The following is a 25334-nucleotide window of genomic DNA, read 5'->3' as shown; positions in this document are numbered from 1 at the left end:
AAACGCCCGGACCCATCCCGAACCCGGAAGCTAAGCCTGCCAGCGCCGATGATACTACCCAACCCGGGTGGAAAAGTAGGACACCGCCGAACACACATTAGAATTACCCCCCACGATTTCGTGGGGGGTAATTCTATATTCGCCGTTAATCGACAACTGAATTGCCATGAATTGTCGAGATTGGCAAATAAGTGTAGAAAGGCATACGTGGTCCAGGACAGGCAGGGCGGCAACAACGGCCGCCGTCCGCGGCGATCGCCGCCGCGTACCTCGGGGCCGGACCGCGCCCGCAGAGCCCAACCCAAAGCGGATGGCGACGCCGCAAAGCCGCTAGGGCCGCCGATACCCGCAGAGATCGAAGCCAAGCAACTGTCGCCCGAAATCCGCGGCGAATTAACCACTTTGGATCGCTCGACGGCCGACGTCGTGGCGCGGCATCTGGTCGCGGCCGGCGAACTTCTTGATGTCGACCCGGAGGCCGCATTGGCGCACGCTCGCGCCGCCCGCGCCCGGTCTGGGCGCATTGCGGCGGTCCGCGAGGCGGTCGGCATCGCCGCCTATCACTGCGGCGACTGGGCCCAGGCGTTGGCCGAACTTCGTGCCGCCCGCCGGATGGGCAGCAAGTCGCCGCTGCTTCCGCTCGTTGCGGACTGCGAACGCGGCGTAGGCCGGCCGGAACGGGCGATCGAGCTGTCGCGCACACCCGAGGCCGCGCAGCTCGAAGGGGACGATGCCGACGAGCTGCGGATCGTTGTGGCAGGCGCACGGTCCGACCTCGGCCAGCACGAGCAGGCCCTGGCACTTCTGTCGAGCCCGACACTTGACCCGACCCGCACCGGACAGACGGCCGCCCGGCTGTTCTACGTTTACGCCGAAACGCTGCTCGCGCTGGGCCGCAACCAAGACGCATTGCAATGGTTCATCAACGCCGCGGCAGCGGACATCGATGGCGTCACCGACGCCGAAGAGCGGGTCACGGAGCTCGCCTGACGTGAGTACCCTTGCGCAGGACCACGATTGCTTACTTCTCGATCTCGACGGCACCGTTTTTCGCGGTCATGAACCAACAGACGGCGCCGTTGAGACACTGGCGGCAGTCCGCTCACGCGTCCTGTTCGTCACCAACAACGCATCCCGCGGACCGGCCGAGGTCGCCCAGCATCTGTGCGATATGGGATTCACGGCCAAACCCAATGACGTTGTCACGAGCGCCCAAAGTGCCGCACGACTACTGCAGGAAGAACTACAACCGGGTGCCGCCGTCCTCGTCGTCGGCACCGATTCGCTTGCCGCCGAAGTCAGGCGGGTCGGCCTCAAGCCCGTCCGGCAGTGGTCCGATGGACCCGTCGCTGTCGTGCAGGGCCATTCGCCGCAGACGTCGTGGCCGGACTTGGCAGAAGCGGCGCTGGCCATCCGCGGCGGGGCGCTGTGGATCGCGGCGAACGTCGACAAGACGCTGCCGTCCGAACGCGGACTGCTACCAGGAAACGGCGCAATGGTCGCCGCCCTCGAGGCTGCGACCGACCGCAAACCTCAGGTCGCAGGCAAGCCCGAGCCGACGCTGCTGATGGATGCGTTGGCGCGCGGCAAGTTTCGCACTCCGCTTGTGGTCGGCGACCGGCTCGACACCGACATCGCGGGTGCCAACGCCGCAGGCCTGCCCAGCCTGCACGTGCTGTGCGGTGTGAGCACCGCAGCCGACACTGTGCGCGCCACCGTTGAGCAACGACCCAACTACATCGCCGAAGACCTTCGCGCGCTCTACGCCCGCGCCGACAGCCTGCGCATCGGGCCTCACCCGGCGTGGTACGTCGACGTCGGCCCGACGGCGGTGACCGTGCAGGCCACCGGGCGCGATCCCGGAAACGATCTGTCAGTGGTCCGCGCGACGGCCAGCGCAGTGTGGAATGCCCAGCTCGACGGCCGGCGTGTCGTCCTGCTCGCGGGCGACGACGTGGCGCGACAGGCCATGGACCGCTGGTCCCTGCTCAGCCCGCCGGATCGGCTAGCGTAAACAGCGAAATGAGTACCGACCCCGACGAGATCCGCGCCCAGATCGCGGCGTTACTGGCAGATGTGCCCGACCCTGCCCAGGAGGGTTCCGGATTCGACCAGCTCGCTGAAGCCGACATCGATGCAGTCGCCGCGCGGCTCGAGGAGGCCCACGACCTGCTGGTACGTGCGCTGGAATCGGTCGAGAAGGGCTAACCGCACGTGACGCGGCGCGCTCGTGTTGACGCCGAGCTGGTGCGGCGGGGTCTCGCGCGCTCGCGGCAGCAGGCCGCCGAGTTGATCGGCGCCGGGCGTGTCTCCATCGACGGCATGCCGGCCGCCAAGCCCGCGACCGCGATCGCCGTCACCGCCGCCCTGACAGTGGAGGGCGATGAGGAACGTAACTGGGTCTCCCGCGGCGCACACAAGTTGATCGGCGCCCTTGACGCGTTCGACATCTCGGTCGACGGCCGTCGCTGTCTGGACGCCGGCGCGTCCACCGGCGGTTTCACTGAGGTGCTGCTTGACCGGGGCGCCCGCACGGTCGTCGCCGTCGACGTCGGATACGGCCAGCTGGCGTGGTCGTTGCGCACCGACCCGCGGGTGGTCGTGCACGAACGCACGAACGTGCGGGAATTGACCGCCGACGCGATCGGGGGACAGGTCGATCTCGTCGTTGCCGATCTGTCGTTCATCTCCCTGGCGACGGTGCTGCCGGCGCTGACGTCCTGCGCGTCAGAGAACGCGGATATCGTTCCTATGGTGAAGCCGCAGTTTGAGGTCGGTAAGAATCGAGTCGGTCCGGGAGGGGTCGTCTCCGACCCGGAGTTGCGCGCAGACGCGGTGCTTGCCGTCGCGCGCAAGGCCGCCGAACTCGCGTGGCACACGGTCGGCGTCACCGCCAGCCCGTTGCCCGGCCCGTCCGGCAATGTCGAGTTCTTTCTTCACCTGCGCACCACCACCGACTCTCCGCTGAGGGGTGAGCTGCTTGAACAGGCGGTGCTCAAGGCCGTCGCGGAGGGACCGCAATGACCTGTGAACGCACTGTCCTGCTGGTCGTACACACCGGCCGCGAGGAAGCCACCGAGGTGGCTCGCCGGGTCGAGAAAGTGCTGGGCGACAACAACATTGCGCTGCGTGTGCTTTCTGCGGAAGCCGTTGACCGCGGACCGGTGCACCTGGCGCCGGACGACATGCGGTCGCTTGGGGTCGAGATCGAGGTCGTCGACGCCGACGAACGCGCAGCAGAGGGCTGCGAACTCGTCCTCGTTCTCGGCGGCGACGGGACTTTTCTACGGGCTGCAGAGCTTGCGCGCAACGTCGAAATACCGGTGCTCGGTGTCAATCTCGGCCGCATCGGTTTCCTCGCGGAAGCCGAGGCCGATCACATTGACACGGTGCTCGAGCACGTCATCAAAAAGGACTACCGCGTCGAGGAACGCATGACGCTGGACGTCGTGGTGCGCGTCGACGGCAAGATCACTGACCGCGGCTGGGCACTGAACGAGGCGAGCCTCGAGAAGGGGCCGCGGTTGGGCGTGCTGGGTGCGGTGCTCGAGGTCGATGGACGGCCGGTGTCGTCGTTCGGCTGCGACGGGGTTCTGGTCGCGACGCCGACGGGATCCACCGCATGGGCGTTCTCGGCCGGCGGGCCGATCGTGTGGCCTGATCTGGAGGCAATCCTGGTGGTGCCCAACAATGCTCATGCGTTGTTCGCGCGGCCGATGGTCACCAGTCCGAACGCCGCGATCGCCATCGAGATCGAGGCCAGGGGCCATGATGCGTTGGTGTTCTGCGACGGGCGTCGCGAAATGATTGTTCCCGCAGGCGGCCGACTGGAGGTGACGCGGTGCGGCACCCCGCTGAAATGGGTGCGGCTGGACAGCGCGCCGTTCACTGACCGTCTGGTGCGTAAGTTCCGGTTGCCGGTCACAGGGTGGCGCGGACAGTAGTGCTATCCGAAATCCGCATCGAGTCCCTTGGCGCCATCAGCGCCGCGACCGCCGAATTCGATCGCGGGTTCACGGTGCTGACCGGCGAGACTGGTACCGGTAAGACGATGGTCGTCACGGGTCTGCATCTGTTGGGCGGCGGGCGTGCCGACGCCAACCGGGTACGTTCCGGCGCCGAGCGTGCGGTGGTCGAAGGACGTTTCACCACAACCGAACTCGGCGACGGAGTGGGTGCCCGTGTCGACGAGATACTGGACTCGTCGGGCGCCGAGCGTGACGACGACGGAAGTGTGATTGCCGCCCGGTCGGTCAGCCGTGACGGCCCGTCCCGCGCTTACCTCGGTGGCCGCAGCGTGCCCGCCAAATCGCTGAGCACGTTCACCACCGAACTGCTTGCGCTGCATGGCCAGAACGACCAACTACGGCTGATGCGTCCCGAAGAACAGCGTGGGGCACTCGACCGTTTCATCGACATCGAGTCACAACTCAAGCGCTATCGACGGGTGCGTGATGACTGGCTCGGCGCTCGCCGCGACCTGGCCGACCGTAAACAGCGGGCGCGCGAGCTTGCCCAGGAAGCTGACCGCCTCAAGTTCGGGCTCAACGAAATCGATACCGTCGCACCCGAACCCGGTGAGGACGTGGCGCTCGTCGACGACATCCGCCGACTCTCCGAACTCGATGCGCTGCGCGAGGCCGCGCAGACAGCACGGACGGCATTGTCGGGTTTGGACGACGACCCTTCGGCCGCGTCTGCCGCCAACGGGGTTGGACACGCCAAGTCGACGCTCGAGGCTACCGATGACTCAGCGTTGCGGATGCTCGCCGAGCAGCTCGCCGGTGCGTTGGCCGTCGTCTCCGACGTCTCGACCGAGCTCGGTGACTTTCTGGCCGGATTACCAAGCGATGCAAGCACTCTGGAAAACAAGCTGGCCCGTCAGGGTGAGCTGCGCACGCTGACCCGCAAGTACGCCCCCGATATCGACGGGGTGCTGCAGTGGGCGGCCGAGTCGCGCGAACGGCTTACGCAGCTGGATGTCTCAGAGGAAGCACTGGGCGAGCTCGAACGGCGCGTCGACGAGCTCGAGGCCAAAGTCGTCAGCGCCGCAATCGAACTCAGCAAGGCGCGAACGAAAGCGGCTAAAGGTCTGTCCAAGGCCGTGACCGCCGAACTCAGCGGATTGGCCATGGCCGATGCCGGTTTCAGTGTTTCGGTGGCCAATCTCGCGGCCCGCGCGGACGACTCAGCGCCGCTCAGGCTGCCGTCCGGGGAAACCGTTCATGCCGGACATGATGGCATCGACGCCGTTGAATTCGGCTTCGCCGCACACCGCGGCACCGACATGCTGCCGCTGAACAAGAGCGCGTCGGGCGGCGAGCTGTCGCGCGTCATGTTGGCGCTTGAGGTGGTGCTGGCGGCCTCCGCCGAGGGCACCACGATGGTCTTCGACGAGGTCGACGCCGGGGTCGGCGGACGCGCCGCAGTGCAGATCGGTCGCCGACTGGCCCGGCTGGCCCGCACGCACCAGGTCATCGTCGTCACGCACCTGCCACAGGTCGCGGCGTACGCCGACGTTCACCTGGTCGTCGACAGCGGAGGCCGGAACAAGTCCAGCGGTGTGCGCCGCCTCGACGATGGCGAGCGCGTCGCCGAACTCGCACGAATGCTGGCCGGGCTGGGGGAGTCCGACAGTGGCCGGGCGCACGCCCGCGAGCTCCTCGACGCGGCGCAGAGCGATCGCGCGGACTAAACACCGAGCACGGAGTCGACCAGACGCCTGATGAAGTCGGCGTCCGGCGCATCGGGGGTCATCAACCGCAGGTAGAACATCGCGCCCGCGAGCGCCGCCGAGGCCGCATCGGGGTCGACACGCGAAGGGAATTCACTGGTTTCGACACCCCCGGCAATCGCGTCGGTCAGTCGCCGGCGGCGTCGCGCCGAATAGGCGTGGTGGAAGTCGCGCACCGCGGGTTCTGTTTCGGCGGCGTGCACCAGCGCAGGCACGCAGGCCGACAACGGCGAGTCGCCGAGCGCGTCGGCGAGGTGGCGCAGGATCAACTCCACCCGCTCGCGGGCAGTCCCGTCGGCGAGTTCGCGGGCCGGATCCGGTTGCGCGTTGAGAGTCTCCAGCGCGTCGGCGATCAACGCCGCCTTGTTCGGCCAGTGCCGGTAGACCGTGCTCCGCCCGACGCCCGCGAGGGCCGCCACCGACTCCATCCGGAATCCGCTGTATCCCGCGTCCGCGAACTCCTTCAGCGCAGCGCGCAGAATCACGCGGCGAGACTGCTCGATGCGCGGATCCGGCCTGTACACACTCTGGGACACTTCTGTATCATAACCATCAGGAGGTGCAATGATGACCGAATTCAGTGTTCGCTACATCGTCGAGGACGTCGATGCGGCCGCAGACTTCTACACGCGTCACCTTCAGTTCGAGGTGGTGATGAAGCCGGGGCCGGGTTTTGCCATGCTCCGCAGAGACGGCCTCCGACTCCTGCTCAACACGCCGGGTGGTGGCGGCGGCGCGGGCCAGACCTTGTCAGATGGCTCGACGCCAGAACCCGGCGGCTGGAACCGATTTCAGCTAGCTGTCGAGGATCTGGACGGCACCGTGGACTCGCTTCGAGAAGCCGGCGTGGCCTTTCGCGGGGAAACCATCACCGGCCGCGGGGGTAAGCAGGCGCTCGCGGTCGATCCGTCAGGCAACCTCGTCGAGTTGTTCGAGGCCTATCAGGGCTGACACGAAAACCGTGTTGCAGTTGTGACAGAAAGGCACTTCTGGGGCTGATGTTACGGCGCGCCTCCGACGGATACGCGCAGTTCCTCGACAGAATCGGCCCCTATGAAGATGTCTGCGTTGCTTTCCCGTTCTGCCAGTTCACGGCCGGGCATCACCGGAACCGCGAGGGTTGACCGCGACATCGATCGGCTGCTGAGACGGATCACCCCTGGTGACATCGTCGTCATCGACGCACTGGATCTTGATCGGATCACCGCTGACGCACTCGTCGAGGCGAATGTCGCCGCCGTCGTCAACGCATCGCCATCGATCTCGGGCCGCTACCCGAACCTCGGGCCGGAGGTGCTGGTCGCCAACGGCGTCACGCTCATCGACGACACCGGGCCCGACGTATTCAAGAAAGTCAAAGACGGCGCGCGCGTGCGCCTGTTCGAGGGTGGCGTGTACGCCGGTGACCGGCAGCTGATCCTGGGCACCGAGCGCACCGACCACGAAATCCACGAGTTGATGCACGAAGCCAAAAGCGGCCTGGTGGCTCACCTCGAGGCGTTCGCAGGCAACACGATCGAGTTCATCCGCAGTGAGAGCCCACTGCTGATCGACGGCATCGGCATCCCCGACATCGATGTCGACGTCAATCGCAGGCACGTCGTGATCGTCGCCGAGGACATCAGCGCCGCCGCGGACCTGAAGGCCCTCAAGCCGTTCATCAAGGAGTATCAACCGGTACTGGTGGGTGTCGGAACCGGTGCCGACGTGCTCCGCAAGGGTGGCTATCGGCCGGCGCTGATCGTCGGCGATCCCGACAAGATGAGCGCCGAGGTGCTGCGCTGCGGCGCCCAGGTGGTGCTGCCTGCCGACGCGGACGGCCACGCTGCGGGTCTGGAGCGCATCCAGGATCTGGGCGTAGGCGCGATGACATTCCCCGCCGCCGGCTCCGCCGCGGATCTGGCGCTGCTGCTGTGTGACCACCACGGTGCGTCGCTGATCGTCACCGCCGGACACTCGGCCAGCATCGAGGAGTTCTTCGACCGGTCACGGCAGCAGAGCAACCCGTCGACGTTCCTTACCCGGCTCAAGGTCGGCGAGAAGCTCGTCGACGCCAAAGCCGTCGCCACCCTGTACCGCAGCCGAGTGTCCGGCGGGGCCATCGCGCTGCTGGTGCTGGCGATGCTCATCGCGGTGATCGCGGCGCTGTGGGTGTCACGTGCCGACGCCGCTGTGCTCGACTGGATCTCGGACTACTGGAATACCTTCTCGCTCTGGGTCCAGGGTTTGGTCACCTAGGACTCAGCATGATTTCCCTACGCACACACGCGATTTCGCTTGCAGCGGTTTTCCTTGCGTTGGCAATCGGCGTGGCGCTCGGGTCCGGACTGCTGTCCAACACGCTGCTGTCAGGGCTTCGTGACGACAAGCACCAACTGCAGAACCAGATCAACACACTCACCGACGACAAGAACGCGCTGAACGAAAAGCTCAGTGCAGCAGGTGAATTCGATGCCCAGATGTCGCCGCGGATTCTGCACAACGCGCTCGACGGCAAGTCCGTTGTGGTGTTCCGCACGCCCGACGCGAGCGACGACGACGTCGACGCGCTGACTCGGATGGTGGGCCAGGCCGGCGGCACGGTCAGCGGGACCATCGCACTGACCCAGGAGTTCGTCGACGCCAATTCCGCGGAGAAGCTACTGTCGGTGGTCAACTCGCCGATCGTGCCTGCCGGTGCGCAGCTGAGCACCAAGTCAGTGGATCAGGGCTCGCAGGCCGGCGACCTGTTGGGCATCGCACTGCTGATCAACAGGGATCCAAAGGTTCAGGTGGTCGACGACGCCCAGCGCGACACCGTGCTGGCGGCACTGCGCGACACCGGCTTTGTGACGTATGGCACCGAGCGCATCGGCCCCGCGAACACCGCGCTGATCGTGACGGGCGGCGGCCTCGGCGACGGTGCGGGCAATCAGGGCGCGACGGTCGCCAGATTCGCGGCGGGCCTCGCCCCGCACGGCTCGGGCACCGTGGTCGCCGGGCGTGACGGCTCGGCATCCGGCACCGCGGCGGTAGCGGTGACCAGGTCAGACGCCGGGCTGAGCGGCGCGATCAGCACCGTCGACGACGTCAACGCGGAGTCCGGCCGGATGACCGCTGTGCTCGCACTGGGCGAGCTGATCAACGGCGGACGGCCCGCTCAGTACGGCGTCGGCCAGGGCGCGTCATCGGTAACCCTGCCGCAATAGAAGCCAAGGGCGTGTCAGCGACGGCTTGTCGGCGTCGGTGTTAAGGTGAGATTCCGTGGGTCGGCAGGCCCCAGCTAGTTCAGCGATCCCCTGCCCGTCGTCACGGAGGTTGCTCTTGCCTGACCAGCCAGCACGGTTACGCAAGCACCCGCAAACCGCTACCAAGCACCTCTTCGTAACGGGCGGCGTGGTTTCCTCACTCGGTAAAGGCCTGACGGCGTCGAGCCTTGGTCAGTTGCTGACGGCGCGGGGCTTGCAGGTGACGATGCAAAAGCTCGACCCGTACCTCAACGTCGACCCCGGCACCATGAACCCGTTCCAGCACGGCGAGGTGTTCGTCACCGAGGACGGCGCCGAGACCGACCTCGACGTCGGGCACTACGAACGCTTCCTCGACCGCAATTTGTCCGGATCGGCGAATGTCACCACGGGACAGGTCTATTCGTCGGTGATCGCCAAGGAGCGTCGAGGCGAATACCTCGGCGACACCGTCCAGGTCATCCCGCACATCACCGACGAGATCAAGAGCCGCATCCTGGAGATGGCCGACCCCGACGTCGACGGAAACCGGCCCGACGTGGTGATCACCGAAATCGGCGGCACCGTCGGCGACATCGAGTCGCTGCCCTTCTTGGAGGCCGCCCGGCAGGTGCGTCACGAGGTCGGCCGAGAGAACTGCTTCTTTCTGCATTGCTCGCTGGTGCCCTTCATGGCGCCTTCGGGGGAGCTCAAGACGAAACCGACGCAGCACTCGGTGGCGGCGCTGCGCAGCATCGGTATCACTCCGGATGCCCTGATCCTGCGGTGCGACCGCGACGTGCCCGAACCGCTGAAGAACAAGATCGCGCTGATGTGCGACGTCGACATCGACGGTGTGATCTCCACGCCCGACGCGCCGTCGATCTATGACATCCCCAAGGTGCTGCACCGCGAGGAACTCGACGCCTATGTGGTGCGCAGGCTGAGCCTGCCGTTCCGCGACGTCGACTGGACGCAGTGGAACGATCTGCTGCAGCGGGTGCACGAACCCCAGGAGACGGTGCGAATCGCGTTGGTGGGCAAGTACATCGATCTCTCCGACGCGTATCTGTCGGTGGCAGAGGCACTGCGTGCCGGCGGCTTCAAGCATCGTGCCAAGGTCGAGATGCGCTGGGTAGCCTCCGACGACTGCGAGACCGAAGCCGGAGCGGCCGCGGCGCTCAACGATGTGCATGGCGTGCTGATCCCCGGCGGGTTCGGCATCCGCGGTATCGAGGGCAAGATCGGCGCCATCTCGTACGCGCGCAAGCGCGGGCTGCCGGTGCTCGGGCTCTGCCTCGGGTTGCAGTGCATCGTCATCGAGGCCGCGCGTTCGGTCGGGCTCACAGGCGCCAACTCCGCGGAATTCGATCCGAAGACGCCGGATCCCGTCATCTCGACGATGGCCGATCAGCGCGACGCTGTTGCCGGCGACGCAGACCTCGGCGGCACCATGAGGCTGGGTGCGTATCCCGCTGTGCTGGAGGCGGGTTCGATTGTGGCACAGGCCTATCAGGCCACAGAGGTGTCCGAACGACACCGGCACCGCTATGAGGTGAACAACGAATACCGTGACCGGATTGCCGAGAGCGGATTGAAGTTCTCCGGCACCTCTCCCGACGGACACCTCGTCGAGTTCGTCGAGTACTCCGCGGATGTGCACCCGTTCATCGTCGGCACCCAGGCTCACCCCGAGCTCAAGAGCAGGCCAACCCGGCCCCATCCGCTGTTCGTCGCGTTCATCGGCGCGTCGCTGGACTACAAGGCAGAAGAACGGTTGCCGGGCATGGACATTCCCGAGCAGCACGCGAATGGCGTCGAGCACGACGACAAGGTTTCGCAACTGCTGCAAGAGCCCGCGACCCGTGGCTGAGCACGAGTTCGACACGGTATCCAGCGAAACCCTATACGTCGGCAAGATTTTCGCGCTGCGCACCGATGAGGTCCGCATGCCGCACGGCAACACCGCGCGCCGCGAAGTGATCGAACACTTCGGCGCGGTGGCCATCCTGGCGATGGACGACCAGCGCAATATCGTGATGGTCTACCAATACCGGCATCCCGTCGGGCGGCGGTTGTGGGAACTGCCGGCAGGTCTGCTCGATCTCGGTGGTGAGGCGCCGCATATCACCGCGGCCCGCGAACTCGAGGAGGAAGCCGGACTGGCGGCCGCGCAGTGGCGGGTGCTTGTCGATCTGATTTCGGCGCCGGGTTTCAGCGACGAAAGCGTGCGGGTCTATCTCGCGACCGGAATAACCGATGTCGGCCGCCCGGAAGCTCATGATGAGGAAGCCGACCTGAAGGTGAAATGGTTCCCTCTCGAAGAGGCCAGGCAGATGGTGCTGGCCGGGGAGATCGTCAATTCCATTGCGATAGCGGGCATTCTGGCCGCCCATGACGTCGAAGATCCGTCGTCGCTGCGCACCGTCGACGCTCCCTGGATCGACAGGTCAAAGGCATTCGCGAGGCGGCAGGCCAACCCATGACCACTTTTCGGTCTGCCCTCGAGGACCAAGTGCAGGGCTACCTCAACCACCTCACCATCGAACGCGGGGTCGCTGCGAATACATTGAGCTCATATCGCCGCGATCTGCGCCGCTACGCCGAGCATCTGACGGGCCGCGGCATCGATGATCTGACCAAGGTGACCGAGTCGGATGTCAGCGACTTTCTGGTAGCGCTGCGCCGTGGCGATCCCGATACGAAAACCCTTCCGCTGTCTGCTGTTTCGGCAGCCCGCGCGGTGGTCGCCGTGCGTGGGCTGCACCGGTTCGCGGTAGCTGAGGGGCTGACCGAGGTCGACGTCGCGCGCGAGGTGAAGCCGCCGACCCCGAGCCGGCGACTGCCGAAGAGCCTGACGATCGATGAGGTGCTAGCGCTGCTCGAAGGCGCGGGCGGCGACAGTGAGGCCGACGGTCCGCTGACTCTGCGCAACCGCGCGCTGTTGGAGCTGCTGTATTCGACGGGCGCGCGCATCTCCGAGGCGGTCGGGCTCGACATCGATGACATCGACACTCAGGCACGGTCAGCGCTGCTGCGCGGCAAGGGCGGAAAGCAGCGGCTGGTGCCGATCGGTCGGCCCGCCGTAACGGCACTCGACGCCTACCTGGTGCGCGGCCGCCCTGAGCTGGCGCGCCGCGGCCGCGGCACGCCGGCGATCTTCCTCAACGCGCGCGGCGGCCGGCTGTCACGGCAGAGCGCGTGGCAGGTGCTGCAGGATTCCGCCGAGCGGGCAGGCATCACGGCCGCGGTATCGCCGCACGTGCTGCGTCACTCGTTCGCCACCCATCTGCTCGACGGTGGCGCCGACGTCCGGGTCGTGCAGGAGCTGCTCGGCCATGCGTCGGTGACGACGACGCAGATCTACACCATGGTCACCGTAAATGCACTGCGTGAGGTGTGGGCGGGAGCCCATCCGCGAGCGCGATAACTGATGCAGACGTCGGCTTCCATCGCGATGCGCTGGCGACCGACAGCCGTTGGCTGCCGATGTAGCCCTCTAGATCCTCCCGGGTCAGGAATCCGAGCCGAACCTGCAGATCTGTGAAGCTGAGTGTGAAGGCATCCGCGAGTCTGTGCAGTTCGTCGGCGTTGGGGAAGTCATCCTGCTTGACCCTGCGGTAGTAGCCGCTACTGGACATTCCGAGCGCTTGAGCGATCTGCTGGTTGGTCACCCGACCATCCATTAAATAACTGAGTAGGGCTCCGAGGTGGCGCCCGTTTTCGTCTGTGCGGGGCACCCGGTCACGCTACCGCGATCTGCTAGCTGTGTCTACGAAAGCGTCAATAAAGGTAAAGAAAGACGCGCGTTCGTACTGCGGCCCACGAAGGGCTTGTCCGCTGTTCAGGGGACGGGCGCTATCCGATTAACGATTGCGAGATCAACTGCAGCAATGTAGCCGATGCTGAGCAAATAGTTTGCTGGATAACAGGGCCCGCGGCGCACTTCCAGTGCAGCCGCGCTCGCACGCGCGGTCCAGGCGCACGTTGAACAGTCCGGATGTGATTCCGTTGGAATGGACATGTGTGACGTCGTGACGCTGGGACGCGCCCGGCAGGCTCAAGGTGGATTCGCTGATGCGCACCGCGAATGGCAAAGCGGATCGCTCGAGAGTTGTCAGTTGCCTAAGTATTCCGACTCCAGCACGAGGTCGGGCATCAGCGACTGATACTCGCCGTGCGTCTTGTGCTCAACCGTGTCGAACAACTTGCCCTGCTGCTGGGTCATGAACCCCCGGTATTTCGGTGAGCCGGGAATCAGGATGTTGTCGGCGACGACGATCGATCCCCGATGCAGCCAGCCCCGGTCGATGATGCTCTGCAGGTCGGCCAGATAGGCGGCCTTGTCGTGGTCGATGAACAACAGGTCCAGCTTCCCCGCGGCGAAGCCGTGCTGATCGGCAAGCGCGTCAAGCGTCAGACCGCCGTCGCCGATGGTGCCGACCACACACGTGACCCGGTCATCGACACCGGCATGAGCCCAAATACGCTGGGCCACTTCGGCATTGGCCTGGGAGAGCTCGACGGAAAACACCTTCGCCGAGGGCGCGGCGCGGGCGATCCGCAGCGAGCCGTAACCGCAGTAGGTGCCCAGCTCCAGCGCCACGCCGGGATTGGCGCGGCGGACTGCCGCGTCGAGCAGCTCACCCTTCTCGTCGCCGACGTTGATCAGGAACGACTTCTCGTATGCGAATTGGTCGACCTTGGCGATTACGTCGTCGATGTCGCCCTTGCGCGCGTTGGCGACCACAAATTCGGCGGCGGCTGCCTCGCGTCCGTCGCCGATCTGACCGGTCTTGGTGATGTTGCGCGCGCCGATCGCCAGCCGCCAAAACGACCAGCGCAGGAACGGTGCCCGCTGCTTCAGACTCATGGCGGTCAGCCTATTCGTGCGGCCACCGCGATTGGGTTCCACGTTGCCCGCGGGTCTGCCAGACCAGGCAGGTGCGCACCGTTAAACTTGCCCGGATGTTCGGAATGCCTTCAGCTTGGATGACCAGCGACGGTCGGGCATGACCGACGAAGGCGGAGGCTCCGAGTTCGGTCTGACCGGCCGCACGCCACGGACCATTCCCGAGCCCAAGCCGAAAAGCGTGCACGGGCCGGCCAAGGTCATCGCGATGTGCAACCAGAAGGGCGGCGTAGGCAAGACGACGTCGACCATCAACCTGGGCGCCAGCCTTGCCGAGTACGGCCGGCGTGTCCTTCTCGTCGACCTCGATCCGCAGGGCGCGCTGTCGGCGGGGTTGGGAGTGCCGCACTACGAGCTGGAACACACCATCCACAACTTGCTGATCGAACCGCGGGTCTCGGTGGACAACGTGCTCATCCACACCCGGGTGCCCGGCATGGACCTGGTGCCAAGCAACATCGACCTGTCAGCGGCGGAGATCCAATTGGTCAACGAGGTGGGTCGTGAGCAGTCGCTGGCCCGTGCGCTGTACCCGGTGCTGGATCGCTACGACTACGTGCTGATCGACTGCCAGCCGTCGCTGGGTCTGCTCACGGTGAATGGGCTGGCGTGTAGTGACGGCGTGATCATCCCGACCGAGTGCGAGTTCTTCTCGTTGCGCGGGCTGGCGTTGCTGACCGACACCGTCGACAAGGTCCGTGACCGGCTGAACCCCAAGCTCTCGATCAGCGGCATCCTGATCACCCGCTTCGACACCCGAACCGTCAACGCCCGCGAGGTGATGGCCCGCGTGATCGAGAGGTTCGGCGATCTGGTGTTCGACACTGTGATCACCCGCACGGTGCGTTTCCCCGAGACAAGCGTCGCGGGCGAACCGATTACCACATGGGCGCCGAAATCCGGTGGGGCCGAAGCATATCGGTCATTGGCGCGCGAGGTCATCGACCGGTTCGGCGCGTGAACGACGTCGAATCGTCGGAGGAGACACAGAGCGGCTTCCAGGTCCGGCTGAGCAATTTCGAGGGGCCGTTCGATCTGCTGCTGCAGCTGATCTTCGCGCACCGCCTCGACGTCACCGAGGTGGCGCTGCATCAGGTGACCGACGACTTCATCGCCTACACCAAGGCGATTGGTCCGCAGATGGAACTCGACGAGACGACGGCGTTCCTCGTCGTCGCGGCCACGCTGCTTGACCTGAAGGCCGCGCGCCTGCTGCCCGCCGGGGAGATCCACGACGAAGACGACCTCGCGCTGCTCGAGGTCCGCGATCTGCTGTTCGCCCGCCTCCTGCAGTATCGGGCGTTCAAGCATGTCGCCGAGATGTTCGCCGAACTCGAGGCAGCGGCGCTGCGCAGCTATCCAAGGGCGGTGGCGCTGGAGAAGCGCTACGAGGAACTGCTGCCCGAGGTGATGCTTGGCGTCGATGCCGAGAGCTTCGCCGAGATCGCCGCAGCAGTGTTCACGCCGCGGCCCGTGCCGACCGTCGGCACCGACCACCTGCATCAGGTGGTGGTGTCGGTGCCAGAGCAGGTCACCAATCTGATGAACCTGCTGGAGAGCCGCGGCATCGGGCAGTGGGCGTCGTTCTCCGAGCTGGTCGCCGACTGTGGGGCCTCGATCGAGATCGTGGGCCGCTTCCTGGCGCTGCTCGAGCTGTACCGTGCGCGGGCGGTAGCATTCGAGCAATCAGAACCGCTTGGTGTGCTCCAGGTTTCGTGGACCGGAGAGCGGCCCACCAACGAACACCTCGCGGCGGAAGTGGACCGATATGACTGAAGAAGTTCCGAACGACATCACCACCGACCTTCCCGCGGATCTCGACCTCGGCATCGACGTCGCGACGGCACCGGAGCTCGAGGATTCCGAGCTCGGCGCGGCGCTCGAGGCGCTGCTGCTGGTCGTCGACACCCCGGTGACGGTGGATCAGCTGGCCGCCGCGACCGACCAGCCGGCCTACCGGGTGGCGGCCAAGCTGCAGGTGATGGCCGACGAGCTGGCGGCCCGGGAGAGCGGCATCGATCTGCGCGAAGCCGCAGGCGGCTGGCGGATGTACACCCGCGCGCGGTTCGCGCCGTATGTGGAGCGGCTGCTGCTAGACGGCGCCCGGTCGAAGCTGACGCGGGCGGCGCTGGAGACGTTGGCGGTGGTCGCGTACCGGCAGCCGGTGACGCGGGCCCGGGTCAGTGCGGTGCGTGGCGTGAACGTCGATGCGGTGATGCGCACGCTGCTGGCGCGCGGGCTGATCACCGAGGCCGGCGTCGATCCGGATAGCGGCGCGGTGACCTTCGCGACCACCGAGCTGTTTCTCGAGCGCCTGGGCCTGACGTCGTTGACGGACCTGCCGGACATCGCGCCGCTGTTGCCCGACGTCGACGTGATCGACGATTTGAGTGAAACGCTGGCCGAAGAGCCACGTTTCATGAAGCTCAACGGCGGGGCGCCAGCAGCAGACGCGCCCATGTCGTTCGACGTAGACCAGGAGTGAGATGGTCGCCTCTGAGGGCGTGCGTCTGCAGAAAGTGTTGTCGCAGGCCGGAATTGCGTCGCGCCGCGTCGCCGAGAAGATGATCCTCGACGGCCGGGTCGAAGTCGACGACAGGATCGTCACCGAATTGGGCACCCGCGTGGACCCCGACGTCTCGGTGATCCGCGTCGACGGGGCACGGGTGAGCGTTGACGACACGTTGGTGCACTTGGCGATCAACAAACCGAAGGGTATGCACTCCACCATGTCCGACGACCGGGGCCGGCCCTGCGTCGGTGACCTCGTCGAGCATCGCGTGCGCGGCAACAAGAAGCTGTTTCACGTCGGCAGACTGGACGCCGACACGGAGGGGCTGATGCTGCTGACCAACGACGGCGAGCTCGCACATCGGCTGATGCACCCGTCGTTCGAGGTCCCCAAGACTTATCTGGCAACGGTCGACGGCGCAGTGTCGCGCGGGCTGGGCCGTAAGCTGCGCGACGGCATCGAGTTGGACGACGGACCGGCGCGCGTCGACGATTTCGCTTTGGTCGACAAGGTGCCCGGCAAGACGTTGGTGAGAGTGACGCTGCACGAAGGTCGTAAGCGGATCGTGCGACGAATGCTGGCTGCCGTCGGGCATCCGGTACTGGAGTTGGTACGCACCGATATCGGCTCGGTGTCGTTAGGCGACCAGCGCCCGGGCAGCATCCGGGTGCTGAGCCAAAAGGAGGTAGGGGAGTTGTACAAGGCGGTGGGCCTGTGAGCTCCTCACTCGTGGTCGCGGTCGACGGACCCGCAGGTACTGGAAAGTCTTCGGTGTCAAGAGGTTTGGCGCGATCGCTGGATGCCCGCTATCTGGACACCGGTGCGATGTACCGGATCGTGACGCTGGCGGTGCTTCGGGCCGGCGTGTCACTCGAGGACGTCGATGCCATAGGCGCAACGGCGGCTGCTGCGGATCTTGCCGTGGGTTATGACCCTGACGAAGACCGTTCTTACCTTGCCGGAGAAGATGTTTCGGCCGAGATACGCGGGGACGAGGTGACCAAAGCGGTGTCGGCGGTATCGGCGGTGCCCGCGGTGAGGACCCGGCTGGTGCAGTTGCAGCGCGAACTGGCGGCAGGGCAGGGCAGCGTTGTGGTCGAGGGCCGTGACATCGGCACGGTGGTGCTGCCCAACGCCGACGTGAAGATTTTCCTGACGGCTTCGGCCGAGGAGCGCGCGCGACGACGCAACGACCAGAACATCGCGTCCGGGCTGGCGTCTGACTACGACGCCGTGCTGGCCGACGTGAAGCGCCGGGATCACCTGGATTCGACGCGGGCGGTGTCTCCGCTGCGGGCCGCCGACGACGCTTTGGTCGTCGACACCAGCGATATGACCGAGTCGCAGGTCGTCGCGCATCTGCTGGAACTGGTCAAGCAGCGCGCCGGGGCTTCGCGATGAGCGATGGAACGTGGGCCGACGAGAGTGATTGGGAGCTAGGCGCGGAAGACGTCGCGGAGGCGATCGAGGAGGCCGCGGCTCCGCCGCCTGTGGTGGCAATTGTGGGTCGCCCGAACGTCGGCAAGTCGACGTTGGTGAACAGGATCCTGGGCCGTCGCGAAGCCGTGGTGCAGGACGTCCCTGGCGTGACGCGCGACCGGGTTTCCTACGACGCGCTGTGGTCGGGCCGGCGGTTCGTGGTGCAGGACACCGGCGGATGGGAGCCGGACGCAAAAGGCTTGCAGCAGTTGGTGGCCGAGCAAGCATCGGTGGCGATGCGCACAGCCGACGCGATCGTCTTCGTGGTCGATTCGACCGTCGGGGCTACGACGGCCGACGAGGCGGCGGCCCGGTTACTGCAGCGCTCGGGCAAGCCAGTTTTCTTGGCGGCCAACAAGGTTGACAATGAACGCGGTGAGGCCGACGCTGCCGAGCTGTGGTCGTTGGGCTTGGGGGAGCCGCATCCGGTCAGCGCGATACACGGCCGTGGCGTTGCCGATCTGCTGGACAAAGTCACCGAGGCACTTCCCGCGGTGTCGGAGATGGCGTCCGGCGGCGGCGGTCCGCGCCGAGTCGCCTTGATAGGCAAGCCGAATGTGGGCAAGAGTTCGCTGCTGAATCGGCTGGCCGGTGACGAGCGCTCGGTGGTGCACGATGTGGCGGGCACGACGGTCGACCCGGTGGACTCGCTGATCGAGATGGACGGCAAGGTCTGGCGTTTCGTCGACACCGCGGGACTGCGGCGCAAGGTCGGGCAGGCCAGCGGGCACGAGTTCTATGCCTCTGTGCGCACGCACGGTGCAATCGATGCCGCCGAGGTCGCCATCGTGCTGATCGACGCCTCGCAGCCGCTGACCGAGCAGGACCAGAGGGTGCTGACGATGGTGATCGAGGCTGGCCGGGCCCTGGTGTTGGCGTTCAACAAGTGGGACCTGGTTGACGAGGACCGGCGTTATCTGCTGGATCGCGAGATCGACTTGCAGCTGTCGCAGCTGCAATGGGCGCCGCGGGTGAACATTTCGGCGAAGACGGGCCGGGCCGTGCAGAAGCTGGTGCCTGCGCTGGAGACGTCGCTGGCGTCGTGGGACACCCGAGTGCCGACGGGGCGGCTGAACACCTTCCTCAAGGAGGTCGTGGCGGCGACGCCGCCGCCGGTGCGGGGAGGCAAGCAGCCGCGAATTCTGTTCGCCACGCAGGCGACTGCGCGACCGCCGACGTTTGTGTTGTTCACCACAGGGTTCCTCGAGGCCGGCTATCGGAGGTTCCTTGAGCGGCGGTTACGCGAGACCTTCGGGTTCGAGGGCAGCCCGATCAGGATCAACGTAAGGGTGCGGGAAAAGAGGGGCGCCAAGTCTCGATAGGGTTGGGCAAATGCCCGTCTCGCACATGATCCTGATCGCCCTGGCGGGCGTCGGGGCGGGGGCTATCAATGCGATCGTCGGCTCCGGCACGCTGATCACCTTCCCGACCCTCGTGGCGCTGGGTTACCCGCCGGTGACCGCGACGATGTCGAACGCGGTCGGCCTGGTGGCCGGCGGTGTGTCGGGGACGTGGGGATATCGGCGCGAATTGCGCGGCCAATGGCATCGACTGCGATGGCAGATACCTGCGTCCTTGGTCGGCGCGCTGTTGGGGTCATGGCTGCTGCTGCACCTGCCGGAAAAGGTGTTCGAGAAGGTCGTGCCGGTGCTCCTGGTGCTGGCGCTGGGCCTGGTCGTCATCGGTCCGAAGATCCAGGAGTGGGCACGGCGGCGAGCGGAGCTGTCCGGGCAGTCGCCAGAACATGTGAGCGCCCGGCGGATGGCGGCTCTGGTCTTCGGGACCTTTGCGATCGGGATATACGGCGGGTACTTCACGGCCGCACAGGGCATCATGCTGATCGCGGCGATGAGTGCGCTGCTGCCGGAAGACATGCAGCGGATGAATGCGGCCAAGAATCTGCTGTCGCTGTTGGTGAACATCGTGGCTGCGGTGGCGTACACGCTCGTCGCATTCGACCGGATCAGCTGGGCGGCGGCGGGATTGATCGCGGCCGGCTCGTTGATCGGTGGATTCCTCGGCGCGCATTACGGACGGCGGCTCTCGCCGACGGCGCTGCGGACAGCGATCGTGATGGTCGGCGCGATCGGGCTCTATCGACTGGTAACCGTTTAGGGGCGCGACGGCGGTCTGCGGTAGGCTTTCGACCTGCTGCCGGCGATCCCGGCAGCACCGCGGGCTGTGGCGCAGTTTGGTAGCGCACTTGACTGGGGGTCAAGTGGTCGCAGGTTCAAATCCTGTCAGCCCGACCAATGAGAAACCCGCCGGCGTCAGCCGAGCGGATTTTCTGTTGGGCGGGCGACATGATGCCGGGAGCCGGAGTGCCCTGCGCGTCAGCGGCGGTCATGACGGCGAACCCAGAAATGAGACCGTGTCGGGTCGAACCTGGCAATGGCGTCAAGGACGGCGGTCCCCATGCTGGGGCTGCCGGTGTGACCAGAGTCCTCGATGATCATCAGTTCAGCATCGGGCCAGGCCTGAGCAAGCTCCCATGCCGTAAGCAGTGGACAGGACAGATCGAGGCGTCCATGTATCAGAACTCCGGGGATACCGTTGAGGAGGTGGGCATCCCGCAGCAATTGCCCGTCATCTAGCCATGCTCCGTGGGCAAAGTAATGCGTACAAATCCGCACGAACGCCAGCTTCGCCGCGTCTGGCTTGGCGCTGTACTGACCGGGGCTGCCGAGGGCCTCGTGGGCGATCGTGGCGTCTTCCCATGCACACCAGTCGTGCGCCGCACGAACCCTCACGTCGATGTCGGGGTTCTCCATCAGCCGTCGGTAGGCCTCGACCAGGTTCCCGTCGCGGTCAGGCGCGGGCACCCCGGCCCGGAAGCGCTCCCATTCGATGGGCAACAGCAGACGTAGCCCGTGGTAGAGCCAGTCGGTCTCGCGTGGCCTGGTCATGGTGACCCCGACCAAAATGATGCCGATCACCCGGGCGGGATGACGTTGGGCGTAGGCGAGGATCAGCGTGGATGCCCATGACCCGCCATAAAGCAGCCACCGGTCTATGCCCAGGTGCTCGCGCAGTGCTTCCATATCGGCGAGCAGGTGTTCGGTGGTGTTGTGCGCCATTTCTGTTGCCGGATCAGCCGCATGCGGTTCACTGTCACCGCACCCACGCTGATCGAACAACACGATCTGGAAAACCTCGGGGTCAAACCCTTTATGGGCGCCACGTGGCCTCCCAGAACCCGGGCCGCCGTGCACAACCAGCGCTGGCCGGCCGTTCGGGTTACCCCTGACCTCCCAGTAGATGCGGTTGCCGTCACCGACATCGAGCAGCCCGTGCTCATAAACCTGTGGCTCGGAAAACGATCGACGGTCGGATGACACGACCAGTCACGCTACCGGCGGTCGAACCCAGGCTCTCTTCACCGATTCGAGACTGGAACTGATCACCTGCGAATCTCTAGTTCTGCGACGAGGACCTCGGGAGGCGCACGTTTGTGTGCGGCGCTCACGGAGAGGTTTGATCATCAGCGGTTCAGACGGTTGCGAAGATGCCGACTCCTCGCCAGCTCGGCCCGGGTGCTCGAAGCCCTAGGCGTCGTCCATTTGCGTTATCGCATCGTCCGATGACTTGGGTGTTGCGTTAATCGAATCCGCAGGCGGATCAGCGAAAGCGGGAATCACCTCGTTGGCAAAGGTTTCCGCGTACTTCGCGAACTGCTTGGCCGGAATGCCAGGTGGCAACATCATCATGAAGTGCTCGACGGGCGCTTTTGCGCGCATCGCGTTGAAGAGGTCGATGGCCGCCGCCGGCGTCAGGACCTGCAGTATGCGACTCCCCTTGAATTGCTCGAGCGTCATCGGTTTCAACATCGTGTCGCCGTCGATGCCCGTCGACTTCTTGTCCTCGCTCAGCCACTGCCCGTACGAGTTGTTGACATGGAGGTAAAACGGAGCAAGTTCCTCTGACGCTTGCTCTGGATCGTTCGCCACCACCACAAAGAGTCCCTGAATTCGGATACGGCCCGTTGCAGGATCTTTGCCGTGCGCACGCAGCTTCTCGTTGTACAGCTCAACGAACTCCATGTTGCCGAAGTAGCCGTCGCCGAACTTCGCCGTGCGCTCAATCGCTTTTTCGTTGAAACCCCCGAGATAGAGGGGAATTCGACCGTTCGGAGGTACCGGCATGATCTTGGCGTCCCGCAGCTGGAAATGCTTGCCGTTGACCGTGACGGATTCGCCTCGCCAGAGGCGCAGGAGAATCTCGAGGAATTCGTTTGTGCGGCTGCCGCGCGTTGTGAAGTCGACGCCGTAGCCTTCGGCTTCGCGCCGCCGATAGCCGACAGCAACGGACACATCGAGGCGCGCGTTGGACAGGATGTCGAGCACCGCGCACTCTTCGGCAAAGCGCACCGGGTGATAGAGCGGCGCCAGGGCGACCGCGGGACCGATCCGCATTCTCTTGGTACGAGCCGCAAGCGCCGCCAACATGACCATCGGCGAGGGTTGATAACCATCCTCGGCCGCGTGATGTTCAGGCACCCACGCGCCCTCGAAGCCCAGCGTCTCAGTCCACGTGGCGAACTCCAACGTCTCTGCATAGACCTCTGCCCATGGCCGACGCCACTGGGCGGGGTTCCGGAAATCGTAGAGGTAGCCGAACGTCAGTTTGCTGTTCATTAGTCGCGTTACTCGGTCCGGATGCCCTTATGTCCCAACGGGAATCGCTGCAGTCGCGGGGTAGCCGATCGGAAGGAGCACGTCGCCGGCCGTGGTGGGGTAGTAGACCTCCCACCGGTAGTAGCCGGTGAATGACGACGGGTCGGCCGCGAGCACCGCCGCATAATCGTTGACCGCGTGCACGTAGGCATCGGCGTTGTTGTAACGGTAGATCGCATGATCACGGTCCGTCGCAAAGCCGTTGGCAGCCAACATCCGCCCGGCCGCCATGATGCTGTCGTGCGGTGAGTGGATATCTCCGCCGTCTCCATACGCCGCGAACGTCGACGGCAAGAACTGCATCGGACCTTGCGCGCCCGCGGTGCTCACACCGTTGATCCGTCCGAAGCGTGTCTCGATCAAATTGATCGCCGCCAGGAAGTTCCATCCCACAGCCGAGGCCGACTCTGCCTCGCGGTAGTAATTCAGGAGGTCATCAGCCGGAGCAGGCGCTTCGATTCGCCACGCTGGCACCGCATCTGTGGCATGTGCCAACGTGTCGAGCTGGCGCCGTGCATCCACATTGAGGTCATAGACCTCCAGCATCGTCGCCGGGATGCGTCCTCGCGCCACTGCATCCCATTCGGGATGGTGCCCAATGGCGCGATAAGCCGCCTGCTGTCGGCGCGCCGCCTGCGTCAGCGCCGCCTCCGACGCCGAGGGGTCATGTAGAACCTGCTCGTCGGCGACCAGATCGTCGGCCAGTTGCGCCGGGTCTGCTGCCAGCCGCGGTTGCGCGGCCGCGGGTGCCGTTGTCTCGTCGAGCATGGTCGCGCTGACCGACGGGCTTTCAGCCGCCGTCTTCGGTGCGGCGACGTCCGTTGTCGACGTCGAACATCCTGCGAGCAAGGTCGCGGCGAGCATGAGGCCCGAAAGTTGTTGCAGCACAGTGGATCCTGTCAACTCGACCGTGTGATGCCACGAGCCACAGCGACGCACAGATCAGCGCACACCGCCGCCACCTCGCCCGTGGTCTCCTGCGGATTCTCCAGCCAGGCTCCGATGAGTTGATTGACACCGCCGACCATGAATACGGCACCTCGACGCAAGTCAGCGGGGTCCGGAGTCTCGCCGGTCAGGACGTCCGGAGCGTGCTGGATCACCAGATCGGTGATCATGTCCAAGATGTGCGTGCGGTGCTGCGCCAAACCCGGAACACTGCTCACGTCCCCGGTGGCGATGCGGTGCACGTGAGGATCGGCGGCAATCATGTCGAGGAACGCCGTCAGCGCCGACCGAAGTTTGTCGCCGAGCGTTCCAGGGGCGCCGATCCCGGCGACAACCAGCGCATCGAGCAGTTGATCGCGGACGTCGTCGGAGATGGCGAACAGCAGCGCCTCCCGGTTCGGGAACTGCTCGTAGAAGTAGCGCGAGGTCAGCCCCGCATCGGTGCAGACGCCGCGGACCGTCACCTCGGTGACTCCGGACTCGCCCCACGTACGCCGCCCTGCTGCCAGCAGCTTTCGACGGCGTTCGGCGCGGCGGTCGGTCGCGCTGATGCCGCCGTATTCGCGCACCACCTCCGCGCGCTTCATTGACAGCACGATACCCGCAACCTAAATTCTGACTACGGGCGTTATCCAATATGCTCAAAGGAGAGCAGCAATGAACATTCCGGCACGACACCCCGAGAGGCCGCTCGCCGTTCCTGCCGTGGTTCGGATGTTCGCCCACGTTATGGGTTTGCGCGAGCCGACACCGGAGCAGTGGCGCAGACTCGGCGAGCGGCTGACCGTGGGCGACGAGCCGATGGACAGCCTTGTCGAATGGATGTCGTCTGCAGGCATGCCGCAGATGCGCATCCTGTTCGATCGTGCAGCAGCCGAGGGCATCGACAACGTGCCCGAGGCACCAGAACCGTTGCGCGAGTTCTTCATTGCCGTCGAATCTGCCCCCGATTGGGTGGACTGGGACAAGGTGCGTAAAGGTCAACGCGCGCTGCGCAGAGGTGGCGCAGACGGCATGTACATCGCGCGCGACGTGTCACTGCTCGGCGGGTATCAGTTCTCCGGATTCAACAAGACGCTGCTGCGTACCGGCGCGTTGGAGAAGGGCTCGAACCAGCGCTTCGCTGAGACCATGCAGTGGGCGATGGACGTCATCGCCGACGGCGGTCTGACCCCGTTCGGAATCGGCTACCGATCCACACTGCGCGTCCGGCTGATCCACGCCTTCGTGCGCAGGCATGTGGTCGCGATGCCCGATTGGCGCAGTGATGAGTGGGGTTTGCCGGTCAACCAGACCGACATGGCCGCGACCCTGGTCGGCGCGCTGATCGCCCCACCCGTCGGTGCAATGGGAATGGGAATCCTGCCCGCGCCCGGCGACCTCGACGCCATCGCACACCTGACCCGCTATGTCGGCTGGCTGATCGGCGTGCAGGACGAATGGCTGCCGCACGACTTCCGTGACGGCATCCGCGTGCTCTTTCACACGGCTACCGCGCTGTCGATGCCCGACGACTCGACCCAGCAGCTTTCAGTGCCGATGGCCGAGGATCCGCTGTCGTGGCACTACCGGGGCGCGCGGGGACTGCGCCGCCGTCTGGCATGGGCCCAACACCTGTCGGTGACGAGCGGTTTCCTCGGACCGCGGGCGATGCGCACGCTCGGCCTGACCTACGTGCCGCCGTGGTACCCGCTGTTGCGGATCCCGGTCAACGTAGGCCGCAGTGTCGCGGCAATCGCGCTGCCCGGCGGCAGGGATCGTGCGGCGTCCCGTGGCCGACGCGAACAAGAAGCATTGCTGCGCACCATCATCGGCGACAGCCAGGCGACAATCGGCGACTCTGCTTCACACATGAGCAGCGTCGCGTAGC

At 65.6% G+C, this 25334-nt stretch carries 27 protein-coding genes, 1 tRNA gene and 1 rRNA gene; 22 read left to right on the top strand and 7 right to left on the bottom strand.

Annotated elements, in window-relative coordinates; all coding sequences use genetic code 11:
- The 7 genes from rrf to recN all read left to right on the top strand — a co-directional run.
- Positions 1-92 (top strand): 5S ribosomal RNA (gene rrf, locus J3E61_RS32460); the annotation flags it as partial.
- A gap of 115 nt (positions 93-207) precedes the next feature.
- Positions 208-990: a tetratricopeptide repeat protein gene (locus J3E61_RS32455; RefSeq protein WP_210086682.1), complete on the top strand. Its 783-nt coding sequence runs from the start codon at positions 208-210 to the stop codon at positions 988-990.
- Position 991: 1 nt separating this feature from the next.
- Complete coding sequence (locus J3E61_RS32450; RefSeq protein ID WP_192722502.1) at positions 992-2014, top strand: HAD-IIA family hydrolase; 1023 nt, start codon at positions 992-994, stop codon at positions 2012-2014.
- A gap of 8 nt (positions 2015-2022) precedes the next feature.
- Positions 2023-2208, top strand: coding sequence for a hypothetical protein (locus J3E61_RS32445; protein ID WP_210086681.1), 186 nt, complete (start codon positions 2023-2025; stop codon positions 2206-2208).
- A gap of 6 nt (positions 2209-2214) precedes the next feature.
- Positions 2215-3024, top strand: a complete 810-nt coding sequence (locus J3E61_RS32440) for a TlyA family RNA methyltransferase (RefSeq protein WP_210086680.1) — start codon at positions 2215-2217, stop codon at positions 3022-3024.
- Positions 3021-3944 (top strand): NAD kinase, encoded by a 924-nt coding sequence (locus J3E61_RS32435; protein ID WP_192722505.1) that lies wholly within the window; start codon positions 3021-3023, stop codon positions 3942-3944. Before J3E61_RS32440 ends, J3E61_RS32435 begins: the two co-directional genes overlap by 4 nt.
- Positions 3944-5695: a DNA repair protein RecN gene (gene recN, locus J3E61_RS32430; RefSeq protein ID WP_192723832.1), complete on the top strand. Its 1752-nt coding sequence runs from the start codon at positions 3944-3946 to the stop codon at positions 5693-5695. The genes J3E61_RS32435 and recN overlap by 1 nt, the downstream gene beginning before the upstream one ends.
- On the opposite strand, the gene J3E61_RS32425 is transcribed toward recN, so the two are convergent.
- Positions 5692-6270 carry a TetR/AcrR family transcriptional regulator gene (locus J3E61_RS32425; protein ID WP_210086679.1) on the bottom strand — a complete coding sequence of 193 codons (579 nt, stop codon included), beginning with the start codon at positions 6268-6270 and terminating at the stop codon, positions 5692-5694. The genes recN and J3E61_RS32425 overlap by 4 nt on opposite strands.
- Before the next feature lie 31 nt (positions 6271-6301).
- Between J3E61_RS32425 and J3E61_RS32420 the strand changes: the two genes are divergently transcribed.
- The 6 genes from J3E61_RS32420 (at position 6302) to xerD (ending at position 12370) form a co-directional block, all read left to right on the top strand.
- A complete protein-coding gene (locus J3E61_RS32420) occupies positions 6302-6685 on the top strand; it encodes a VOC family protein (protein ID WP_210086678.1) in 384 nt (127 codons plus the stop codon).
- A 102-nt stretch (positions 6686-6787) separates the two neighbouring features.
- Positions 6788-7972 (top strand): thiamine pyrophosphokinase, encoded by a 1185-nt coding sequence (locus tag J3E61_RS32415; RefSeq protein WP_192722508.1) that lies wholly within the window; start codon positions 6788-6790, stop codon positions 7970-7972.
- Positions 7973-7980: 8 nt separating this feature from the next.
- Entirely contained in the window at positions 7981-8922 is a 942-nt protein-coding gene (locus J3E61_RS32410; protein WP_192722509.1) for a copper transporter, read from the top strand.
- A gap of 115 nt (positions 8923-9037) precedes the next feature.
- Positions 9038-10813 (top strand): CTP synthase, encoded by a 1776-nt coding sequence (locus tag J3E61_RS32405; protein WP_210086677.1) that lies wholly within the window; start codon positions 9038-9040, stop codon positions 10811-10813.
- Entirely contained in the window at positions 10806-11426 is a 621-nt protein-coding gene (locus J3E61_RS32400) for an NUDIX hydrolase (protein ID WP_210086676.1), read from the top strand. Before J3E61_RS32405 ends, J3E61_RS32400 begins: the two co-directional genes overlap by 8 nt.
- Positions 11423-12370: a site-specific tyrosine recombinase XerD gene (gene xerD, locus J3E61_RS32395; RefSeq protein WP_210086675.1), complete on the top strand. Its 948-nt coding sequence runs from the start codon at positions 11423-11425 to the stop codon at positions 12368-12370. Before J3E61_RS32400 ends, xerD begins: the two co-directional genes overlap by 4 nt.
- Here the strand turns inward: xerD and J3E61_RS32390 are convergent.
- Positions 12315-12680, bottom strand: coding sequence for a winged helix-turn-helix transcriptional regulator (locus tag J3E61_RS32390; protein WP_192722513.1), 366 nt, complete (start codon positions 12678-12680; stop codon positions 12315-12317). The genes xerD and J3E61_RS32390 overlap by 56 nt on opposite strands.
- A 377-nt stretch (positions 12681-13057) precedes the next feature.
- Positions 13058-13813 carry an O-methyltransferase gene (locus J3E61_RS32385; RefSeq protein ID WP_210086674.1) on the bottom strand — a complete coding sequence of 252 codons (756 nt, stop codon included), beginning with the start codon at positions 13811-13813 and terminating at the stop codon, positions 13058-13060.
- Positions 13814-13952: 139 nt separating this feature from the next.
- On the opposite strand from J3E61_RS32385, the gene J3E61_RS32380 reads away from it, so the two are divergent.
- The 8 genes from J3E61_RS32380 (at position 13953) to J3E61_RS32345 (ending at position 20095) form a co-directional block, all read left to right on the top strand.
- Positions 13953-14813 carry a ParA family protein gene (locus J3E61_RS32380; protein WP_210086673.1) on the top strand — a complete coding sequence of 287 codons (861 nt, stop codon included), beginning with the start codon at positions 13953-13955 and terminating at the stop codon, positions 14811-14813.
- Positions 14810-15628, top strand: a complete 819-nt coding sequence (locus tag J3E61_RS32375; RefSeq protein ID WP_210086672.1) for a segregation/condensation protein A — start codon at positions 14810-14812, stop codon at positions 15626-15628. The genes J3E61_RS32380 and J3E61_RS32375 overlap by 4 nt, the downstream gene beginning before the upstream one ends.
- Complete coding sequence (scpB, locus tag J3E61_RS32370) at positions 15621-16337, top strand: SMC-Scp complex subunit ScpB (protein ID WP_210086671.1); 717 nt, start codon at positions 15621-15623, stop codon at positions 16335-16337. The genes J3E61_RS32375 and scpB overlap by 8 nt, the downstream gene beginning before the upstream one ends.
- A 1-nt stretch (position 16338) precedes the next feature.
- Positions 16339-17082 carry an rRNA pseudouridine synthase gene (locus J3E61_RS32365; RefSeq protein WP_210086670.1) on the top strand — a complete coding sequence of 248 codons (744 nt, stop codon included), beginning with the start codon at positions 16339-16341 and terminating at the stop codon, positions 17080-17082.
- Positions 17079-17765 carry a (d)CMP kinase gene (locus tag J3E61_RS32360; RefSeq protein ID WP_210086669.1) on the top strand — a complete coding sequence of 229 codons (687 nt, stop codon included), beginning with the start codon at positions 17079-17081 and terminating at the stop codon, positions 17763-17765. The genes J3E61_RS32365 and J3E61_RS32360 overlap by 4 nt, the downstream gene beginning before the upstream one ends.
- The gene (gene der / locus J3E61_RS32355; protein WP_192722520.1) at positions 17762-19165 is read left to right on the top strand and encodes a ribosome biogenesis GTPase Der; all 1404 of its coding nucleotides are present in this window, start codon (positions 17762-17764) and stop codon (positions 19163-19165) included. The genes J3E61_RS32360 and der overlap by 4 nt, the downstream gene beginning before the upstream one ends.
- 10 nt (positions 19166-19175) lie before the next feature.
- The gene (locus J3E61_RS32350) at positions 19176-19958 is read left to right on the top strand and encodes a sulfite exporter TauE/SafE family protein (protein WP_210086668.1); all 783 of its coding nucleotides are present in this window, start codon (positions 19176-19178) and stop codon (positions 19956-19958) included.
- A gap of 60 nt (positions 19959-20018) precedes the next feature.
- Positions 20019-20095 (top strand) — tRNA-Pro (locus J3E61_RS32345).
- 81 nt (positions 20096-20176) lie between these two features.
- Here J3E61_RS32345 and pip read toward each other — a convergent pair.
- From pip to J3E61_RS32325, 4 genes are all read right to left on the bottom strand, one after another.
- Positions 20177-21181, bottom strand: coding sequence for a prolyl aminopeptidase (pip, locus tag J3E61_RS32340; RefSeq protein WP_210086667.1), 1005 nt, complete (start codon positions 21179-21181; stop codon positions 20177-20179).
- A gap of 207 nt (positions 21182-21388) precedes the next feature.
- The gene (locus J3E61_RS32335) at positions 21389-22477 is read right to left on the bottom strand and encodes an LLM class flavin-dependent oxidoreductase (protein ID WP_210086666.1); all 1089 of its coding nucleotides are present in this window, start codon (positions 22475-22477) and stop codon (positions 21389-21391) included.
- A 27-nt stretch (positions 22478-22504) separates the two neighbouring features.
- Complete coding sequence (locus J3E61_RS32330; RefSeq protein ID WP_210086777.1) at positions 22505-23380, bottom strand: lytic transglycosylase domain-containing protein; 876 nt, start codon at positions 23378-23380, stop codon at positions 22505-22507.
- 35 nt (positions 23381-23415) lie between these two features.
- Positions 23416-24051 (bottom strand): TetR/AcrR family transcriptional regulator, encoded by a 636-nt coding sequence (locus tag J3E61_RS32325; RefSeq protein WP_210086665.1) that lies wholly within the window; start codon positions 24049-24051, stop codon positions 23416-23418.
- 70 nt (positions 24052-24121) lie between these two features.
- On the opposite strand from J3E61_RS32325, the gene J3E61_RS32320 reads away from it, so the two are divergent.
- Positions 24122-25333 carry a DUF2236 domain-containing protein gene (locus J3E61_RS32320; RefSeq protein WP_210086664.1) on the top strand — a complete coding sequence of 404 codons (1212 nt, stop codon included), beginning with the start codon at positions 24122-24124 and terminating at the stop codon, positions 25331-25333.
- The last annotated feature ends 1 nt before the right edge of the window (position 25334 follow it).

Source organism: Mycobacterium sp. OAE908 (genome assembly GCF_017872775.1).
Taxonomy (GTDB): domain Bacteria; phylum Actinomycetota; class Actinomycetes; order Mycobacteriales; family Mycobacteriaceae; genus Mycobacterium.
Note: the sequence above shows the minus strand (reverse complement) of the source record. Positions and strands in the feature narration are given on the sequence as shown.

Coding starts and splice junctions, on each gene's coding strand:
- J3E61_RS32445 (WP_210086681.1), top strand. CDS start 2,023: ATGAGTACCGACCCCGACGAGATCCGCGCCCAGATCGCGGCGTTACTG.
- xerD (WP_210086675.1), top strand. CDS start 11,423: ATGACCACTTTTCGGTCTGCCCTCGAGGACCAAGTGCAGGGCTACCTC.
- J3E61_RS32415 (WP_192722508.1), top strand. CDS start 6,788: ATGAAGATGTCTGCGTTGCTTTCCCGTTCTGCCAGTTCACGGCCGGGC.
- J3E61_RS32350 (WP_210086668.1), top strand. CDS start 19,176: ATGCCCGTCTCGCACATGATCCTGATCGCCCTGGCGGGCGTCGGGGCG.
- J3E61_RS32330 (WP_210086777.1), bottom strand. CDS start 23,380: ATGCTCGCCGCGACCTTGCTCGCAGGATGTTCGACGTCGACAACGGAC.
- J3E61_RS32325 (WP_210086665.1), bottom strand. CDS start 24,051: ATGAAGCGCGCGGAGGTGGTGCGCGAATACGGCGGCATCAGCGCGACC.
- J3E61_RS32420 (WP_210086678.1), top strand. CDS start 6,302: ATGACCGAATTCAGTGTTCGCTACATCGTCGAGGACGTCGATGCGGCC.
- J3E61_RS32410 (WP_192722509.1), top strand. CDS start 7,981: ATGATTTCCCTACGCACACACGCGATTTCGCTTGCAGCGGTTTTCCTT.
- der (WP_192722520.1), top strand. CDS start 17,762: ATGAGCGATGGAACGTGGGCCGACGAGAGTGATTGGGAGCTAGGCGCG.
- J3E61_RS32320 (WP_210086664.1), top strand. CDS start 24,122: ATGAACATTCCGGCACGACACCCCGAGAGGCCGCTCGCCGTTCCTGCC.
- scpB (WP_210086671.1), top strand. CDS start 15,621: ATGACTGAAGAAGTTCCGAACGACATCACCACCGACCTTCCCGCGGAT.
- J3E61_RS32380 (WP_210086673.1), top strand. CDS start 13,953: ATGACCGACGAAGGCGGAGGCTCCGAGTTCGGTCTGACCGGCCGCACG.
- J3E61_RS32335 (WP_210086666.1), bottom strand. CDS start 22,477: ATGAACAGCAAACTGACGTTCGGCTACCTCTACGATTTCCGGAACCCC.
- J3E61_RS32365 (WP_210086670.1), top strand. CDS start 16,339: ATGGTCGCCTCTGAGGGCGTGCGTCTGCAGAAAGTGTTGTCGCAGGCC.
- J3E61_RS32385 (WP_210086674.1), bottom strand. CDS start 13,813: ATGAGTCTGAAGCAGCGGGCACCGTTCCTGCGCTGGTCGTTTTGGCGG.
- J3E61_RS32435 (WP_192722505.1), top strand. CDS start 3,021: ATGACCTGTGAACGCACTGTCCTGCTGGTCGTACACACCGGCCGCGAG.